General features: G+C 37.1%; 19 protein-coding genes and 1 pseudogene. 2 read left to right on the top strand and 18 right to left on the bottom strand.

Annotated elements, in window-relative coordinates; all coding sequences use genetic code 11:
- Positions 1 to 67: 67 nt before the first annotated feature.
- The 16 genes from MKO96_RS10085 to MKO96_RS10010 form a co-directional block, all read right to left on the bottom strand.
- Entirely contained in the window at positions 68 to 790 is a 723-nt protein-coding gene (locus MKO96_RS10085; RefSeq protein WP_000590214.1) for an amino acid ABC transporter ATP-binding protein, read from the bottom strand.
- On the bottom strand, positions 783 to 1,442 hold the full coding sequence (locus tag MKO96_RS10080; protein WP_001046922.1) for an amino acid ABC transporter permease: 660 nt from the start codon (positions 1,440 to 1,442) through the stop codon (positions 783 to 785). The genes MKO96_RS10085 and MKO96_RS10080 overlap by 8 nt, the downstream gene beginning before the upstream one ends.
- Positions 1,443 to 1,478: 36 nt before the next feature.
- Positions 1,479 to 2,258 (bottom strand): transporter substrate-binding domain-containing protein, encoded by a 780-nt coding sequence (locus tag MKO96_RS10075; RefSeq protein ID WP_000735475.1) that lies wholly within the window; start codon positions 2,256 to 2,258, stop codon positions 1,479 to 1,481.
- Between the two features lie 253 nt (positions 2,259 to 2,511).
- Positions 2,512 to 2,925 (bottom strand): BrxA/BrxB family bacilliredoxin, encoded by a 414-nt coding sequence (locus MKO96_RS10070; protein ID WP_002008492.1) that lies wholly within the window; start codon positions 2,923 to 2,925, stop codon positions 2,512 to 2,514.
- Between the two features lie 143 nt (positions 2,926 to 3,068).
- Entirely contained in the window at positions 3,069 to 3,476 is a 408-nt protein-coding gene (locus tag MKO96_RS10065) for a YjdF family protein (protein WP_002073035.1), read from the bottom strand.
- A gap of 122 nt (positions 3,477 to 3,598) precedes the next feature.
- Entirely contained in the window at positions 3,599 to 4,063 is a 465-nt protein-coding gene (locus MKO96_RS10060; RefSeq protein WP_098274540.1) for an NUDIX hydrolase, read from the bottom strand.
- A 69-nt stretch (positions 4,064 to 4,132) separates the two neighbouring features.
- Positions 4,133 to 4,837 carry a DUF421 domain-containing protein gene (locus tag MKO96_RS10055; RefSeq protein ID WP_240587423.1) on the bottom strand — a complete coding sequence of 235 codons (705 nt, stop codon included), beginning with the start codon at positions 4,835 to 4,837 and terminating at the stop codon, positions 4,133 to 4,135.
- A 107-nt stretch (positions 4,838 to 4,944) separates the two neighbouring features.
- On the bottom strand, positions 4,945 to 6,123 hold the full coding sequence (locus MKO96_RS10050) for an FtsW/RodA/SpoVE family cell cycle protein (RefSeq protein WP_087981842.1): 1,179 nt from the start codon (positions 6,121 to 6,123) through the stop codon (positions 4,945 to 4,947).
- Positions 6,124 to 6,463: 340 nt separating this feature from the next.
- Positions 6,464 to 7,780, bottom strand: coding sequence for a dihydrolipoamide acetyltransferase family protein (locus MKO96_RS10045; RefSeq protein WP_000257676.1), 1,317 nt, complete (start codon positions 7,778 to 7,780; stop codon positions 6,464 to 6,466).
- A gap of 15 nt (positions 7,781 to 7,795) precedes the next feature.
- On the bottom strand, positions 7,796 to 8,779 hold the full coding sequence (gene bfmBAB, locus MKO96_RS10040) for a 3-methyl-2-oxobutanoate dehydrogenase subunit beta (RefSeq protein ID WP_000290073.1): 984 nt from the start codon (positions 8,777 to 8,779) through the stop codon (positions 7,796 to 7,798).
- 13 nt (positions 8,780 to 8,792) lie between these two features.
- A complete protein-coding gene (gene bfmBAA, locus MKO96_RS10035; protein WP_000852549.1) occupies positions 8,793 to 9,794 on the bottom strand; it encodes a 3-methyl-2-oxobutanoate dehydrogenase subunit alpha in 1,002 nt (333 codons plus the stop codon).
- 27 nt (positions 9,795 to 9,821) lie between these two features.
- Complete coding sequence (lpdA, locus tag MKO96_RS10030) at positions 9,822 to 11,243, bottom strand: dihydrolipoyl dehydrogenase (RefSeq protein ID WP_000090438.1); 1,422 nt, start codon at positions 11,241 to 11,243, stop codon at positions 9,822 to 9,824.
- Between the two features lie 4 nt (positions 11,244 to 11,247).
- The gene (gene buk / locus MKO96_RS10025; RefSeq protein WP_060632217.1) at positions 11,248 to 12,351 is read right to left on the bottom strand and encodes a butyrate kinase; all 1,104 of its coding nucleotides are present in this window, start codon (positions 12,349 to 12,351) and stop codon (positions 11,248 to 11,250) included.
- A gap of 87 nt (positions 12,352 to 12,438) precedes the next feature.
- A complete protein-coding gene (locus MKO96_RS10020; protein WP_000171359.1) occupies positions 12,439 to 13,539 on the bottom strand; it encodes a leucine dehydrogenase in 1,101 nt (366 codons plus the stop codon).
- Between the two features lie 34 nt (positions 13,540 to 13,573).
- The gene (gene yqiS / locus MKO96_RS10015; RefSeq protein ID WP_088048131.1) at positions 13,574 to 14,473 is read right to left on the bottom strand and encodes a phosphate butyryltransferase; all 900 of its coding nucleotides are present in this window, start codon (positions 14,471 to 14,473) and stop codon (positions 13,574 to 13,576) included.
- Between the two features lie 195 nt (positions 14,474 to 14,668).
- Positions 14,669 to 16,741, bottom strand: coding sequence for a sigma-54 interaction domain-containing protein (locus MKO96_RS10010; protein WP_087981850.1), 2,073 nt, complete (start codon positions 16,739 to 16,741; stop codon positions 14,669 to 14,671).
- Between the two features lie 136 nt (positions 16,742 to 16,877).
- Between MKO96_RS10010 and MKO96_RS10005 the strand changes: the two genes are divergently transcribed.
- On the top strand, positions 16,878 to 17,111 hold the full coding sequence (locus MKO96_RS10005) for a DUF2627 domain-containing protein (RefSeq protein WP_240587422.1): 234 nt from the start codon (positions 16,878 to 16,880) through the stop codon (positions 17,109 to 17,111).
- Between the two features lie 48 nt (positions 17,112 to 17,159).
- Here the strand turns inward: MKO96_RS10005 and MKO96_RS10000 are convergent, their stop codons facing one another.
- Positions 17,160 to 17,888 carry a glycerophosphodiester phosphodiesterase gene (locus tag MKO96_RS10000; RefSeq protein WP_087981851.1) on the bottom strand — a complete coding sequence of 243 codons (729 nt, stop codon included), beginning with the start codon at positions 17,886 to 17,888 and terminating at the stop codon, positions 17,160 to 17,162.
- Positions 17,889 to 17,938: 50 nt separating this feature from the next.
- Between MKO96_RS10000 and MKO96_RS09995 the strand changes: the two genes are divergently transcribed.
- The gene (locus tag MKO96_RS09995) at positions 17,939 to 18,085 is read left to right on the top strand and encodes a YycC family protein (protein ID WP_001247671.1); all 147 of its coding nucleotides are present in this window, start codon (positions 17,939 to 17,941) and stop codon (positions 18,083 to 18,085) included.
- Between the two features lie 238 nt (positions 18,086 to 18,323).
- Here the strand turns inward: MKO96_RS09995 and MKO96_RS09990 are convergent.
- Positions 18,324 to 18,892 (bottom strand): annotated as a pseudogene (locus MKO96_RS09990) (PRK06770 family protein).
- Between the last annotated feature and the right edge of the window lie 62 nt (positions 18,893 to 18,954).

The following is an 18,954-nucleotide window of genomic DNA, read 5'->3' as shown; positions in this document are numbered from 1 at the left end:
GTTAGTATAAAAAAAGGATGACACAATGTCATCCTTTTCTACTTATTATTCACGCAACCTTTACATATTACAATATTTTTTGTAAAAATTGTTGCGCACGTTCACTTTTCGGTGCTACAAAAAATTCTGCTGGCGCACTATCTTCTACAAGCTTTCCACCATCTAAAAAGAGAACACGATCTGCTACTTCTTTTGCAAATCCCATTTCATGTGTAACAATCACCATTGTCATTCCTGTCGTAACTAATGATTTCATAACTTCTAACACTTCTTTTACCATCTCTGGATCTAGTGCCGATGTTGGTTCATCAAATAACATAACTTCTGGTTCCATCGCCAACGCTCTCGCAATTGCTACACGTTGCTTTTGTCCTCCCGAAAGACGATTGGGATACGTATCTTTTTTATCTAATAAACCGACCTTTTCTAAAAGTTTCTCGGCTTTCTTGTCAGCTTCTTGCTTCGTTACTCCTTTTACATTGATAGGGGCATACGTAATATTTTCTAATACAGTCATATGAGGAAATAGGTGAAAATGCTGAAATACCATTCCGACATTTTCACGAACGTGCATAATATTCGTTTTCGGATTCGTTACTTCTTCCGTTCCAATCCAAATGTGACCATTTGTCGGTGCTTCTAGCACATTCATACAACGTAAAAATGTTGATTTCCCTGATCCAGACGGTCCAATAATTGCTACTACTTCCCCTTTTTCAATCGTTGTTGTAATCCCTTTTAATACTTCGTTTTTTCCAAATGATTTATGAAGGTTTTCAATTTTAATCACTTTTCTTCATTCTCCCTTCAATTGCCTTCCCGACTAATGTAAGAATAATGACTAGCATATAATAAATTAGTCCAACAAAAAGTAATGGTTCAAGATATTTAAACGTCTCACCGCCTACAATGTAAGCACGGCGCATTAAATCGGTCGCTCCTATTACTGTTACTACAGCCGATTCTTTCGTAAGTGTCGCAAACTCGTTCACAAGCGCTGGTAATATATTTTTTAATGCTTGAGGGAAAATAATATTTCGCATCATTTTCCCGTAAGGAATCCCTAAAGCCATCGCTGCTTCTGTTTGTCCTTTATCAACCGCTTGAATGCCGGCACGAATTACCTCTGACATATATGCACCTGAATTTAAGCTAAATGCTAATACAGCTGCTACGAATGCTGGTATTTCATAACCAATTATTTGCGGGACACCGAAATAAATAATCATTAATTGCAATACAAGTGGTGTACCACGGAAAATTGATGTATAAAAATCTGCCGCTATATTTAATGCTCGTATTCTAGCAATTTTGCAAAGCGCTAATAACGTTCCTAAAATAAACCCAACTAACGCTGATACTGCTACAATTTTTAAAGTAACTTCTAGGCCTTTTAGTATATATGGTATCGAAGGCGTAATCGCCGAAAAATCTAAGTTCATTCTTTTCATTCCCCTCACAGAAAAGTGAAAGGCAGCTTATTTTTCGCTGCCAAACCATTTCTTCACTAATTTATCCATTTCTCCATTTTCTTGCATTTTTTTAATTACTTTATTAAATTCTGCTGTTTTATCACTGTTTTTCGGAAGGGCAATTGCTGCTCCTACTTCTTCTGGTGCTTCTTTAATTTCAATTCCTTGTAATTCTTTCATTTTTTCTAAATAATTTTTAGCAACTGTGTCTTCTATAATTGCAGCGTCAAAACGACCAGCTTTAATTTCTTGTACGATTTCTGGTATACGGTCACGTCCCTCAACTTTGAAATCTACTTGTTTTTTAAATTCTGCTGCTTTCTCTTCTTGGATAGATCCTGTTTGTACCCCTACTTTTTTCCCTTTTAAATCCTCTACAGATTGAATATTAGAATCCTTTTTAGAAACGACCATGTTTTTAGCAACAAAATAAATATCTGTAAAATCAACATTATTTTTACGCTCTGCCGTTGGCGTCATACCTGCCATTACGAAATCAACTTTTCCTGAGCTAAGAGATGCTAATAAACCACCAAAATCCATATCTTTCACTTTCACTTCATAACCAAGTTCTTTTCCGATATATTTAGCAACATCAACATCAAAGCCGATAATTTCATCACTTTTTGAGGCTTCTACGTATTCATATGGTTTATAATCTGCTGAAGTCCCCATAACCAGTACTTTCTTATTTTTTCCAGTAGCCTTTTCTTCCCCATTACTACAAGCACTGAACATACTTACAATTAAAATAAGTGCAAACGATATTGATAATAACTTCTTCATCTTTCTTCCCCCTAATAATGTATATTTAAAAGTTTAATAGAATATTTATTCGATGTTTGTATTGTATCAGCACTTTCATTTTTATGCAATATACAAAATAAAAATAAACAAAATGATAATATAGATAACGTTTATAATGTATAAAATAATGTATAAAACAACATAACTATGCATGTCCCATAAATTTTAATACTAAATAAAAAAAAGGCGGTACATCCACTTCATTGTGGACGTACCGCCTTTTCGTTTATTTTTATAGTTCTTCACAATTCTCTTCGAAATAAGATTGTAGTTTTGCAATAACTTGCATTGGTTCATGACCTTCAATTTCATGACGTTCTACCATCGTTACAATTTTTCCATCTTTTAATAAAGCGAATGATGGAGAAGAAGGTGGATATCCTTCGAAATATTCACGAGCTGTTGCTGTTGCTTCTTTATCTTGACCTGCAAACACCGTTACAAGATGGTTAGGACGTTTATCATAATGTACGGAATGCGCAGCAGCAGGACGAGCAATACCACCTGCACAACCACATACAGAGTTTACCATTACAAGTGTTGTTCCATTTCTTTTAAACGCTTCTTCTACTGCTTCCGGCGTCGTCAATTCTGTATATCCAGCAGAGACAATCTCTTCACGCGCTTGGCGGACAACATCATTCATAAAAAAGTTAAAATTAATCAATCTTTTCCCTCCTCTAAAACTACCTATTTGTATCTTACCAGTTAATGTTTATGAAATACAAGTAAGTTTACTTGTATTTGGGTATAGAAAAGGTGTTAGAGCTCTTGCTCTAACACCTTTTCTTAATGGCCACGATGCTTTTGCTTTGCTTTTTGTACTTTAATTAAACGTCTTCTTTGTTTTTCTGCTTCTCGCTTCTCTTTAGACTGCACTTTTTTTTCTTGTTTATGCAGTTCATAAGATAAGCTAATTGCCTCTTGTGCCTTAGTGAAACGTTTTACATTTACTTCTTTTGCCGCTTGTCGTATGATACGTTTTATATTTTTTGGACGCTGTTTTTCTTTCACTTCCACACCGCATTTTGCAACGTGCTGGAAATATGCTAACATTGGACCATTCACAAATATAAGTACTTCTTCATCTGAAGGTTCCATTCCAAAAATATACCGCGCTCCATACAATTTCCCTGTTTCTTTATGCGTAATAATTCCTACGAAAAATTGACCATCGTGATATACTGTCAAATCCATTGACAGCCCCTCCTTTAAAAAAATTAGAAATACTGGACATCCCGGAGGGGAAGGTTACTGACATGTAATCATGCGTCTGGACTACCGACCAGAACTGTGTTTTTGTATTTCTTTCACTATTATTATATCTCTTTTTCCATAATCTTCATATATTCACCAATCATTTTTTTATGCGATCCTACAATATAGTCAGGTAGTTCTGTTAGCGGGAAGAATGTAAGCTGAACCGCTTCTTCTTTGTTCATAACAAAGTTCCCTTCGTATTCATCCGTATAATAAGCTGTTGTGACAGATTGAAACTCATCACCATTTGCTAGTTTTGTAAAATAGTTCGCTCCAGAAAATACATTAATTAATCGTAGGTTCTTCACTTCTATTCCTGTCTCTTCATATACTTCACGGCAAGCTGTTTCTTCTGGTGATTCGCCAAGCTCCATTAACCCGCCAGGCAACCCCCATTTTCCGTAAGGCTCTGTTCTTTGCTGTAATAATACATATCCATGTTCATTTATAACGAGTACAACAGCACCAACTAAAATTAAAGGGCGATGACCAACTACTTTTCGTAACTCCTCTACATATCCCATCGTATCCCTCCTTTTTCGTTGTCCACACTATTGTATCATATGTATGAAACGACAAAATGCGTATATTTTTCATTTTTTTAACAAAATATTTATTTTATGAGCTTCATCTACTGTAGCTAACATAATGGATTCAACTTCTGCACTCTTCTCTAGAAATTCTCTCGCCCACTCTTCTGTTTTTCCTAATAAAGCAAGAACATCTTGCTGAATGGTCCCATCCTTTACTAATATAAAAGAAACTCGAGATTTTTTTCCCGCCACTTTCAGATCAAGCCGCGAAACTGCTTCATATTCTGGATACCGAAATATAGAAACAACACCATTCGCTTCCCATAATGCTAATTTAATCGTTTGAATATCACTCACATTTCGCATGCGAAGTTCCGAAAATAAATATTCCACCGTAATTCTCGCTTTTTTCAAATTGCTAAAATCAATGGAACCATTGTGTATAAGAATAATAGGTGCTGGCTCTAAAAAGCGTCTCCATCTATCCCATTTCAACATTAAGACTGAGCTTATAATGTGAAGTACAACGAGTATGAACGTTGTAATCATCGAGCCGAGTAATCCCACTTTTTCATCAGATAATGCGTTAGAAATATTCCCACCAAGCAATAACACTAATACAACATCTAAAAAACGAAGTTGCGCGATGGACCTTTGCCCCATCGCTTTCGCAACTAATATTAAAAATATGTATGCTATGATAGCTCGAATAACCCATTCACTATTAGAAAGATGCCGTGCCCCTTCAAAAATATGCATATGCATCACTTTGCACTCCTTACCCGTCTCAAACTGCTACTTTGTTTTAGTTTGCAACGTTTAAGAACATATATGTAAAAAAGCTGATTCGTTTTTAAACGAATCAGCTTTTCTTACTTGACGGAAAACATATACTTTTTATACGTTTTTCGTACGGATAATATGAGACCCATCATAATCATATTTGAGAATAAGGAACTTCCCCCATATGATAAGAACGGTAATGCAATCCCTTTTACAGGCATTAATCCAACGATCATACCGATGTTTTGGAATATTTGAACCGTTAATATCCCAATTGATCCAGCACATAATAATGTGCCGAATAAATTATCAGCAGAATAACCAATAATAATTGTTCTATATAGTAGTAATAGGAACAAGAATACAACTAACGCTGCTACGATAAATCCACCTTCTTCGGCAATTGTAGCAAAAATAAAGTCAGTATGCTTCTCAGGGATATAGACGTTCCCTTCACCAAAGCCTTTCCCTTCCATACCGCCACTACCTACAGCTAAAATCGATTGCTGTGTTTGATAACCTTGATCTGCATTTTCAAATGGATTTAACCAACCTACAATACGTGATTGTTGGTGAGGTTTTAGTAACGTAACTAACTTATTAAAGAAGAAATCCTCATACCTTACGTAAATAAATATTAACGTAGATAATACGGTCACCGGAATAACTGTACATAACGCTATCAATTTCTTCTGAATACCTGACATAAATAAAATACATGCAATTGCAGCAGCATATAAGAACACCATCCCTGTATCCGGTTGGCTATATACAACAGCCATAGGCGGAAGGGATACAAGCACAATTTTACCTACTAATTGTAAATCCGTTTGGAATGTCCTTGCCATATACTGTGCATTATGTTTCACTGCTATACTTGCTACTACGAGAAGCAATGAAATTTTGAAAAACTCAGATGGTTGAATTTGTCCAACTAACGGAAATACAAACCATCTTTTTGCACCTAATTTTTCAGGTGTGAAAGTGGAAACCGGTAGTATTTTCAAAAGAATAAGTGAACCAAATCCGACGATATAAAGTGGCCAAGACAATTTTTGTAATTGATCTAAGTCGATGCTTGCAACAAGCAATAACAATACAACTCCAATTATGTAGTTCAAACCCTGTTTCATCGCAAAGTTTGCCTCTCCATATTGGCCAGTTTGCTGACTGCTATATATAGCAGCTATACTCGTAACACATAATGCTAACAAAATTAATATTAATTTTACATCTAAACTTTTTAGAAACTCGGTACTTCTTTTCATGACATCCTCCTGAAACATTGTTACAGCAAAATAAAAAACCAGGAGTCAACATTCTTCATGTTTTGACGACTGATTACACATTATCTATAAAACACTTATATAGAATAACTCTCTTTTTCATACAATACAATATATTATACTACAGTTTCATCAGTAAGATTTGCCAAAAAAATTATTCTTTTCTTATTTTATATCCATATACCATATATCAGCAATGTATTTTCATAAATTCCTAATACATAATCGTTCATTGTAAGATTACTGGGAAAGATATTATACATATAGTAGGATGTAGCTGAAGAAATAAGATGATAAAAAGCTCGCATAAGCGAGCTTTTTATTAATATACAGATGTATTATTTTCTGACGTATTTTCTAAAATTTCTTTTACACGTCCTAAGAACTTACCACAAATTAAGCCATCTAGTACACGGTGATCAAGTGATAAACATAAGTTAACCATGTCGCGAGCACCGAACATACCATTATCCATAATTACTGGGCGTTTTACAATTGATTCAACTTGTAAAATAGCCGCTTGTGGGTAATTAATAATACCCATAGATTGAACAGAACCAAATGATCCTGTGTTATTAATTGTAAATGTTCCACCTTGCATTTCGTCCGCTTTTAACGATTTCGTACGTACTTTTCCTGCAAGCTCTGTAATTTCACGAGCGATACCTTTAATCGTCTTCTCATCCGCATGTTTAATTACTGGTACAAATAGTTCGTCCTCTGTTGCAACAGCGATAGAAAGGTTAATATCTTTCTTCTGAACGATCTTATCGCCAGCCCACATTGAATTGATTTGAGGATACTCTTTTAACGCTTGCGCTACTGCTTTTACGAAGAAAGCAAAGAACGTTAAATTAAAGCCTTCGCGCTTTTTGAAATCACCTTTAATTGAATTACGGTATGACACAAGGTTTGTCACATCTACTTCAATCATCATCCAAGCATGTGGCGCTTCGTGTTTACTACGTAACATGTTCGCTGCAATTGCTTTACGCACACCTGTTACTGGAATTTCGATATCGCCAGGCATTGTTGGTACAGAAACTGGTTTTGCAGCTTCTACTTTTTGTGCTACTGGCGCTGCTTTTGGTGCTTCTGGACGCGCTTCTACTACTGCTGCTACCGCTTCCTCTTTCTTCGCACCTGCTTGCGGAATATTTCCAGATTCCACTAGCTTTAAAATATCTTTACGAGTGATACGGCCATTTGCTCCCGTACCTTCTACTAAATCTAAATCAACATTATGCTCACCTGCAAGTTTTAAAACAGCTGGTGAAAAACGTGGTTTTCCATCAGTTGGTTGTTTTGCTTTCGGTGCTTTTTCAGGTGTAGCTACTTCTGCCTTTGGTTCTTCTTTTGTTTTTTCCTCAACAGCTGTCGCTGCTACTTCATCTGCGCCTTCTACTTGAATAACACAAACTACTTCACCTACAGCTAACGTCTCACCTTCACCAGCAATTAATTCTTTCACAATACCAGTGAAAGAAGATGGTACTTCAGCATTTACTTTATCAGTCATTACTTCTGCAAGCGGATCATACTTGTTTACGTGATCGCCAACATTAACGAGCCATTTACTAATTGTACCCTCTGTAACGCTCTCCCCGAGCTGAGGCATTGTGATATTTTCTACAGCCATGTATAGTCCCCCCGATTAAAATTCCGCAAGTTCACGCATTGCTTTTTCAACTTTATCTGGATTTACCATAAAGAATTTTTCCATTGTTGGTGCATATGGCATTGCTGGAACGTCTGGACCTGCAAGACGTGCGATTGGCGCATCTAAATCAAACAGACAGTTTTCAGCAATAATTGCTGCCACTTCACTTATAATACTTCCTTCTTTATTGTCTTCTGTTACAAGAAGAACTTTACCTGTTTTAGAAGCTGCTTCAATGATTGCTTCTTTATCTAATGGATATACAGTACGTAAATCAAGAACATGTGCAGAGATGCCATCTTGCGCTAACTTTTCAGCTGCTTGAAGAGCAAAGTGAACACATAATCCGTACGTGATAACAGTAATATCATCACCTTCGCGTTTTACATCTGCTTTTCCGATTGGTAATACGTAATCATCCTCTGGCACTTCACCTTTAATTAAGCGATATGCACGCTTATGCTCAAAGAATAATACTGGATCTTCATCACGAATTGCTGCTTTTAATAAACCTTTTGCATCATATGGTGTAGAAGGAATAACAATTTTTAAACCTGGTTGGTTCGCAAACATCGCTTCCACAGATTGTGAATGATACAATGCACCGTGAACACCGCCGCCAAATGGCGCACGAATTGTAACTGGACAAGTCCAATCGTTGTTAGAACGATAACGAATTTTTGCTGCCTCAGAAACAATTTGGTTTACTGCTGGCATGATGAAATCAGCAAACTGCATTTCAGCGATTGGACGCATACCATACATTGCCGCACCAATTGCTACCCCAGCAATTGCAGATTCTGCAAGCGGTGCATCAAGCGCACGATCTTCACCAAATTGATCATATAATCCGTGTGTCGCTTTAAATACGCCACCTTTTTTACCAACATCTTCACCTAAAACAAATACTTTCTCATCGCGTTCCATTTCTTCGCGCATTGCTAATGTAATAGCATCAATATAAGACATTACAGCCATGAAACGTTCCCCCCTATTCTGCGTATACGTGCTTCAATGCATCTTCAGGTGCTGCATACGGAGCATTTTCTGCATATTCTGTTGCTTCATTTACGATATGCATAATTTCGTCTAACATTTGTTTTTCAAATTCCTCAGTTAACACGCCAGCTTCTTTTAAATAAGCTGCAAATGTTATAATTGAATCTTTTTTCTTTGCTTCTTCTACTTCTTCTTTATCACGATAAACACGATCATCGTCGTCACTAGAATGTGCTGTTAAACGATATGATACTGTTTCAATTAAAGTTGGGCCTTCACCACGACGGCCGCGGTCTGCTGCCTCTTTTACAGCTTTATATACTGCAAGCGGATCGTTTCCGTCTATTGTATATCCAGGCATACCGTAACCAATTGCACGATCTGATACGTTTTTACATGCTAATTGTTTTTCAACTGGAATAGAGATTGCGTATTTATTATTTTCACACATGAAAATAACAGGTAGTTTGTGTACACCAGCAAAGTTTGCCCCTTCATGGAAGTCACCTTGGTTTGAAGAACCTTCTCCAAATGTAACAAACGTTACTAAATCTTTCTTTTCCATTTTTCCAGCTAATGCAATACCAACTGCATGTGGTACTTGCGTTGTTACTGGAGATGATCCTGTCACAATACGATTTTTCTTTTGACCGAAGTGACCAGGCATTTGACGACCACCAGAGTTTGGATCTCCAGCTTTCGCGAAAGCAGACAACATAAGCTCTTTAGCTGTCATACCGAACGCTAGTACAACACCCATATCACGGTAGTATGGTAATGCATAATCTTTCTCTCTATCAAGAGCGAATGCTGCTCCAACTTGTGCAGCCTCCTGTCCTTGACAAGAAATTACGAATGGAATTTTACCCGCACGGTTTAATAACCACATACGTTCGTCGATTTTACGTGCAAGTAACATCGTACGGAACATTTCTAATACTTGCTCATCACTTAAGCCAAGCTCTTCATGGCGCTTTTCTTTTACTTCTGCCATTTTTCATAACCTCCTAAATCCACATTTTTATGCGTGCAACGCTTTTCCATCTACAGCTAATGCTGCTTCACCAATCGCCTCAGATAATGATGGATGCGGATGAATTGTATGTGCTACTTCCCACGGTGTTGCATCAAGTACTCTTGCAAGACCAGCTTCAGAAATCATATCTGTTACATGTGGTCCAATCATATGAACACCAAGAATGTCATTTGTTTCTTCATCAACTACAAGTTTTACGAAACCATCTGATTCGCCGTATACAAGTGCTTTTCCGATTGCACGGAATGAGAACTTACCTACTTTTAACTTATAGCCTTTTTCTTTCGCTTCTTGTTCTGTTAAACCGACAGAAGCAACTTCCGGACTGCTATATACGCATTTTGATACCATAGAGTAATCAATTGGTGTAACTTCTTTACCAGCAATATGTTCTACTGCAACAATTCCTTCATGAGAAGCAACGTGAGCAAGTTGTAAGCCACCGATTACATCTCCGATTGCGTAAATATGAGATTCTTTCGTTTGATAAAACTCATTTGTTTGAATGTATCCTTTTTCCACAACGATATCCGTATTCTCTAAACCAATATTTTGCGTATTGGCTTGTCTTCCTACAGATACAAGCATTTTTTCTGCTTTAAATTCTTTATTCTCACCGTTATGTTCAGCTTGAATTGTTACTCCATTATCTTTTACCAATGTTTCTGGTAATACTTTTGCACCAGTTACCACTTTAATACCTTTTTTCTTGAATAGACGTTGCATTTCTTTTGAAACGTCCTGATCTTCTAGTGGTAATATCGTTTTCGCATACTCTAGTACTGTAACTTCTACACCGAAGTCTGCAAGCATAGATGCCCACTCAATACCGATTACACCGCCACCAACGATAATAATTGAGCTAGGAAGCGTTTCCATTTTTAGGGCATGATCGGAAGACATTACATACTCTCCGTCTAATTCTAAACCTGGTAATGAATTCGGACGAGAACCTGTTGCAACAAGTACATTTTTTGGAATTAACATTTCATTCTCTTCTCCACTTGCAAGTTCAACTGAAATTGTCCCTGGCATTGGAGAGAAAATAGATGGGCCAAGAATACGGCCGATACCTTCAAACACATCAATTTTACCTTGTTTCATTAAGTGTTGAACACCTTTATGAAGTTGCGTTACAATCTTCTCTTTACGCTCTTGCACTTTCGCAAAGTTTAGTTCTACATTACTTGCAATAACTCCGAACTCTTCGCTTTTTTTAGCAGTTGCGTATACTTCCGCACTACGTAAAAGAGCTTTACTAGGAATACATCCTTTGTGTAAACAAGTACCACCAAGATTTTCTTTTTCAACAAGTGCTGTTTTTAATCCTAGTTGTGATGCGCGAATAGCAGCAACATATCCACCTGTACCACCGCCAACGATGACTAAATCATATTCTCTTGCCATTATCTCAACCCCTAGCTACTGTTTGTTTTTCTCTTACAACATACTCTTTCGGCGCTTCTTCTTCACGTAATACACGAAGTGCCCCTTCTGCTAACGCTTCTAACTCATCTTCCCCTGGATGTACGATAACATCTGCAATCCAGTCCACTCGTTCTTTTATTTCATCAACAAGAATTTTACTGTACGCAAGTCCACCAGTTAATACGATTGCATCGATTTTCCCGTGAAGCACAGCGCTAGCTCCGCCAATTTCTTTTGCAACTTGATATGCCATTGCTTTATAAATAAGAGTTGCTTCAGGATCACCTTTTTCAACCATTTGTTCTACTTTAATCGCATCATTTGTACCGATTAGACTTACAAGTCCACCTTGTCCGACAAGCTGTTTCACCATTTCGTCTCGGTAATACTCACCAGAGAAACACATTTCAACTAGCTGTCCTACTGGTACTGTACCAGCACGCTCTGGGCTAAATGGTCCTTCTCCGTTTAAGCCATTATTTACATCGATAACTTTTCCTTTTTTATGAGCACCAACTGTAATACCGCCGCCCATATGTGTAACTAATAAATTTAAATCCTCGTATTTGTGATTTAATTGGTCAGCTACTTTACGAGCAACTGCTTTTTGATTTAATGCATGGAAGATACTTTTGCGTTCCATGCCAGCAATACCACTTATACGAGCAATTGGCTCCATTTCATCTACAACGACAGGATCCACAATGAATGCAGGAATATTTAATCCAGAAGCAATTTCATAGGCTAAAATGCCTCCGAGGTTTGAAGCGTGATGACCACTAAACCCATTTTTTAAATCTTCTAACATCGCATCGTTTACTGTATACGTACCGCCTTCGATTGGACGAAGTAATCCACCACGCCCACAAACAGCGTTTAATTTTGAAATGTTAATACCATGAGAATGTAGAACTTCTAAAATTGTTTCTTTACGAAACTCATATTGGTCAATAATTCGCTTATATTTTCCAATCTGTTCTACGTCATGACGAATCGTTTCTTCTAGAACAGGTCTTTCATTATCAAAAACACCAATTTTTGTGGATGTACTACCTGGGTTAATAACAAGAATTCGATTTACAGACAATGTTGCTACCTCCACTAATAAATTTAAAAGGAAGTGGAAACCTCATAAGAGGTAACCACACCTTTTGTAAAAGTTATATATGAATGATTAGCGACGGCTAATAATGTCATGACCGTTGCGTAAGTATGTGCTACGAGAGTTTTTCAAACTTGCAATGCGCTCTTCAGCTAGACGATCTGCTGCTACATAAGTTGCTATGCCATCACGTTTTGAAATTTCGATTACTTTTGCAATTGTGTCATAAATAGACTCAACACGTTTTAGTGCACGTTCTCTATTGTATCCATATAATTCGTCTGCTACGTTAATTACACCACCAGCATTAATAACATAGTCTGGTGCGTATACAATACCCATTTCATGAATCATGTCGCCGTGACGATTTTCTTTTAATTGGTTATTTGCAGAACCTGCGATTACTTTTGCTTTAAGTTGTGGAATAGTTTCGTCATTAACTGTTGCGCCTAATGCACATGGTGCGTAAATATCACATTCAACACCGTAAATTTCATTTGGCTCAACTGCTGATGCACCGAATTCTTCTACCGCGCGTTGTACAGCTTCTTTATTAATATCTGTAACGATTAATTTTGCTCCTTCAGCATGTAAATGTTTGCATAGGTGATACGCTACGTTACCAACACCTTGAACGGCAATTACTTTTCCTTCTAAATTATCAGTACCGAAAGCCTCTTTCGCCGCTGCTTTCATACCACGATAAACACCGTATGCGGTTACTGGAGATGGGTTACCAGAAGAACCGAATGATGGTGAAATACCTGTTACAAAATCAGTTTCTTCGTGAATAATATCCATATCATCTACTGTTGTACCAACATCTTCAGCTGTAATGTAACGTCCGTTTAGTCCTTGAATGTATCGTCCTAATGCACGGAACATCGCTTCGCTCTTATCTTTACGTGGATCACCGATAATTACTGTTTTCGCACCACCTAAGTTTAAGCCAGCTGCTGCGTTTTTGTATGTCATCCCTTTTGCAAGACGCAATGCATCTTCAATCGCCGCTTCTTCAGAATCATATGTCCACATTCTTGTTCCACCAAGAGCTGGTCCAAGTGTTGTATCATGAATTGCAATGATTGCTTTTAAACCAGATTCTTTATCTTGACAAAATACTACTTGCTCATAATCATATTTTTCTAAGTATTCGAAGATTTCTAATGTCATTGTCGTTTCCCCCTAGTGTTTTACCCTGTTTGGTTTATTTTGAAGCAGTCGTAACTGCCAATGCTAATGAATATACTTTTGTTTCTGCTGAATCAGCACGAGATGTTAAAACAATCGGTGCTTTTGCGCCAGCAATCATAGCTCCTACCTTTGCATCCGCAAAGTATACGAGTGATTTGTATAGCACATTTCCAGCTTCAATCGTTGGGACGAGTAAAATGTCTGCCTTACCTGCTACATCACTTACTATGCCTTTATGTTCTGCTGCAATTTGTGATACTGCATTATCTAAAGCAAGTGGTCCATCAACGACACAATTTTTAATTTGTCCGCGGCGATTCATTTGAGTTAACATCGCTGCATCAATTGTCGCTTGCATCGCAGGATTCACAACCTCTACCGCTGCAATTGGTGCTACCTTTGGCAAATCTATTCCTATTGCCTGGGCAACTTCTACAGTATTCTGTATAATAGCAGCTTTTTGTGTTACATCAGGTGCAATGTTCATCGCTGCATCTGTAACAAAGATAAGACGATCGTAATTTGGAACTTCAAATGCTGCAACGTGTGAAAGTACGCTACCTTTACGAAGTCCCCACTCTTTATTTAATACAGCTTTCAAAATATTTGCTGTTGGGATGTTTCCCTTCATAAGAACATCTGCTTCGCCATTTCTTACAGCTTTAACAGAAAGTTCTGCAGCCTCAGCACTTGACGCTGCTGCAATCACTTCAATGTGTTCTGAAGTTTGTAAACCATGTTCTTGTAGCATCCCCATTATTTTTTCTTGATTTCCATATAGACGAAATTGAGCTAGCTGTAATTTAATTGCTTTCGCTACAGCTTCAATTACTTCATGATCTTCAGCTACTGCTACAGCCACAGTTTTTTTAGGCTGTCCTGCTGCTTGATCAATTAAGTGTTCTAACTTCATATTTTGTAATCAACCCTTTCCGTCGTCCCTCGTCTATTTATAAAGCAAATACCGTGCCAACTTTTAAAAGTGGTCTTACCAATAATGAAAACGCATTCAAAATGCAGTAAAATCAATACTTTGGAAAATAACAAAACATTCTGTCTTATTTTGTCGCATTTTGTATACCATGCAATAAATTGCACGGTACGCAATTTATTGCATGCTATTTTTTGCACACTCATACTTTTCTAGCTTGTAATATAAATTTCGAACCGAAATTCCTAACGCTCTTGCAGTTTTTGTTTTATTTCCATCAAACCTCTCTAAACATTCATGAATGATATGCCCTTCAAACTCTGTCACTAAATGTTCAAGTGGCTTTTCCTCTAATTCAGGTAATAAGTTATTTTGTTTTACCTCAGTCTGCTCTTCTGTATGTAAAGGTGGTAAATGATGGACATCAATATATATTTCGTTATAATTCATAAAGATAATAGCTCGTCCTAAAATGTTTTCAAGCTCCCTCACATTCCCTGGCCATTCATATGATTGTAAATATGAAATAGCCGAATCAGTGAGCCCCTCTACATTCCGGCCATAATCTTGGTTAATTTTTTGAATCAATCTGTCTGCAATTGCCGGTATATCTCCTTTTCGCTGACGAAGAGACGGAATTTGAATTGGAATTTTATTTAATCGATAATATAAATCCTCTCTAAACTCTCCTTCTAGAATGCCCTTTTCTAAATTCACATGTGTTGCTGCAATTACCCGGACATTTATAGGTATCGCTTTCGTTCCACCCACTTTTACAATTTCTTTTTCTTGCAACACGCGAAGGAGTTTCGCTTGCGTATTTGCAGACAATTCTCCTATTTCATCTAAAAAGATACTACCGTTATTCGCTTCCTCAAAAAAACCTCGTTTTCCGCCTCTTTTTGCTCCTGAGAATGCACCTTCCTCATAACCGAATAATTCACTTTCTAATAAAGTCTCGGAAATAGCAGCACAGTTTACCCGGACGAATTTATTATATTTTCGATTACTTCCATTATGAATTGCATGTGCAAACAATTCTTTACCAGTTCCAGATTCCCCTCGTAGTAATACTGTTGCTGGTGTATTCGCCCCAAGTTTCGCCTGCTCAATAGCAGCCGTTGTTTCATCTGAATTTCCGACAATGTCATCAAATGAATATTTCGCTTCTAACGTTCGAATAATTTGCCTTGCCCTATTCAATTCATTTGTTAACTTTTGAATTTCTGATACGTCACGAATTACACCAACGCTTCCTTTCAATATCCCATCCACTATAACTGGCGCTACGTTTACAATTACATCACGCTTCTTTTGTCCAATCTTCATATGTATTCCGCGTACCGCCCTACGCGTTCGAAGTACTTTCATATGCATACTTTCACCTTCTACAATATCAGTTGTAGCCGGTTTCCCAATAATGTCCTCTTCTGTTAAACCTGTTAATTTCGTATACGCAGGGTTAATTACTAACCCTCTTCCCTTTTCATCCACGACCGAAATTGCTTCCTCAGACGAGTTGATAATCGCCTCAAGTAACGTTTGAATCTCCTTTAAATCTGTAACTTCTTCCGCAAGATCTACAACCTCTGTTATATCTTTAAAAATCGCAAATGCCCCTTGTACCTCTCCTCCCTCTTTTAATATTGGAATACGAGTTGTAATAATTTTCTTTTCATTCTCTAATGTCAGTTCATAATTTACTTCTATTTGTTTCGTACGTATAATACGAAGCAACTTACTAGTCGGAATAACTTCTAAAATATATTTCCCTACCGCATCTTCTTTTTTATATCCGATAATACGCTCTGCACTTTTATTAAATAGGCGTACTTGTCCCTCTCGATCAATCACAATCATACCGTCATGCGTAGAATTTAAAATTAAATCCCCTTGCTGCGTCTGTTCTTCTAACTTTCCAATTAAACCTTCCTTCTCATGCGCTAATCTCGTAACAATTTTCGCAATGTCACCCGGTATAAGAAGAGTATCTTTATGCTTTTTCTTTAATAAAACTTTATGTAAATCATCATCACCCGTCATATCAAACATTACATCAATATGCATAGAAAGAAACGGCGTTACACTCTCTCCAATCGTAACCCCGTATTCCTTAGCCATTTGTAATCCCTTCGCTATCGGATTTATATCAATAATCCCTATAATTTGAAATATATTCGAACTTTGCAACAGATTCAGCAGTGTACTGCCACCTTCACCTGCACCAACAATTAAAACTTTTTGTTTCATATATTACACTTCCTCTCGAAGTATCTCTGCAAAATTTTTCACACCCTTATCTTACTCGTTCAGCCCCCTCTTGACAAACCCCCTTTTCATATAACATCATTGAAATAAACAAAATAATCCGAAAAGGAGCGTTTATATGCAGCGTTACCTTGCTCTATCATTAGCACTCATCCCTGTTTCATTAGCTGTGTTTGGCATTAAGTTAATGAGAGATACTGTATTCGGGATTCTATTCCCTCCACTCTCTATACTGTGGTTACAATTTTTAATTGGCGCTCTCTGCTTCGGGCTTGGGTTTTATATCTTCGGAGGCTTCGTCTTACACCGAGACCGTAAACGAAATAAAGTACAAGCTCGCTTTAGAAGGTAGGAAGGTCCCACTATTTATAAATAAAAAATGAGACCGTTACACGCGGTCTCATTTTTTTATTGGCAATAACATTCTTGCTGTTTCGGGGTAATCAGTAATAATCGCCGAAATATTCATATCAAAATATTTACGCATAAGCGTTTCTTCATTTATTGTATAGGGCCGAACCTCTACACCACTTTCCATCGTTAATTCAGCAACAGCATCTTGAAGATAACGATAATTAGGGTGCACTGCTGTAGCGCCCATTTTTTTCGCATATGCCCATGGACTATGCAAACCTTCGCGATATAAAATCGCTGTTTGAATATCAGGAGCCATCATATGACACCTTTTCATACTGTAGTGATTAAATGAGGAAAATATAACACGATCTTCTAGATTATATTTCCGTACAAACGTTATAACTTCTTCCTCTAAACCTCTGTATGGAATTTTATTATTTTTAAGTTCAATATTAAGTAGCAACTCTGTTTTATCAATCCATTCTAACACCTCTTCTAAAAGAGGTATTTTACAAAAACCTACTTTATCACCGAATTTATAGCTCGCATCTAATTTACATAAATCCTCATATAAATAATTACGAACCGCACCTTTTCCATTTGTTGTCCGGTCCACTGTTTCATCATGAATGACGACAACTTTTCCATCTTTCGTTAATTGAACATCGAGCTCAATTCCATCTGCTCTAAAAGATTCAGCTGCTTCAAATGAAATCATTGTATTTTCTGGGTACGTTCCCGCTGCACCACGATGTGCAAATATAAGAGTCATCCTCACTCCCCCAATCTTATGCTATACTATACGAAAAAGGAGGTACTTCTATGAGACCATTACAAATTTCTCCAGACACTGCAGTCCGCCTATCAAAAGCATTAGGTGTTCCACTTGAACAACTTATGCATATGCCGCAGCACATTTTAATTCAAAAGTTAGTTGAATTAGAAAAACAAAATAAAGACGAAGAATAATACAGTCCTGTTTTGCAGGGCTTTTTATTATTTCTATTATATCACGGATGACTTCCCTGCTAAAATCCTTTAACAGATGTACTACGATGCGATTTGGCCTTCACTTCATCATTTAATAATGATGATATATCTTCTTTTTTGTTACAATTCATAAAGAAAGAAAAATATTTATTCACAAGTACCCATTGCGCCCTTAAAGCAAGGTAATAATAAAACTAGAAGCCCTTCATATTATTTTTTATTGAACGTGCGGAGCATCTCCTGAATCGTATAGTTCTTTCGCTTTTTCCTCCCCGAATGTAGTTAAAATATAATATTGCTCTTCTACCGCATCCATCGCTCTAGTGGCTTTACAAGTGCTACCTTCTTGGGCATCCGAGAAATAATTGTGATCTTCTACAATTTGACCAAAATCTTTTTTCGCCCATCTATCAGCAATCTCTAAAAGCTCATTTTTTTTCGCAAAGCTACTCTTATTTATGATTTTTTTAATTTTTCAGCATTATTTTGAATCATTGGAATGGATTCTGATTTTCGTTCTGCCACTACTTTTTGATGAGTCATGTGATGCATCACTGTAATAACTTCGCTTTCAGTAGAATTTTCAGTAACATACACATCAACAAAGACTCCATCTACCTCTCTACCTACTATCGTTGGATCTTCTTTTTTATCTATTTGAGCATTCACTTCTTTATCTACTGGATTATCGGCAAGTTCTAACATTCCAAATGTAAATGTAACTGCAACAGCAAGGACTCCCATAGCTGCTACTATTCCTAGCCAAGTTAATATTTTATTTTTCATTCCCCTTCTCCCTATCCATACCTATTTAATTGTCTTATAAAAAACTCACTTATATGTAATAT

Origin of the sequence: Bacillus sp. ES1-5 (assembly GCF_022487605.1) — a bacterium.
Classification (GTDB): domain Bacteria; phylum Bacillota; class Bacilli; order Bacillales; family Bacillaceae_G; genus Bacillus_A; species Bacillus_A wiedmannii.
Note: the sequence above shows the minus strand (reverse complement) of the source record. Positions and strands in the feature narration are given on the sequence as shown.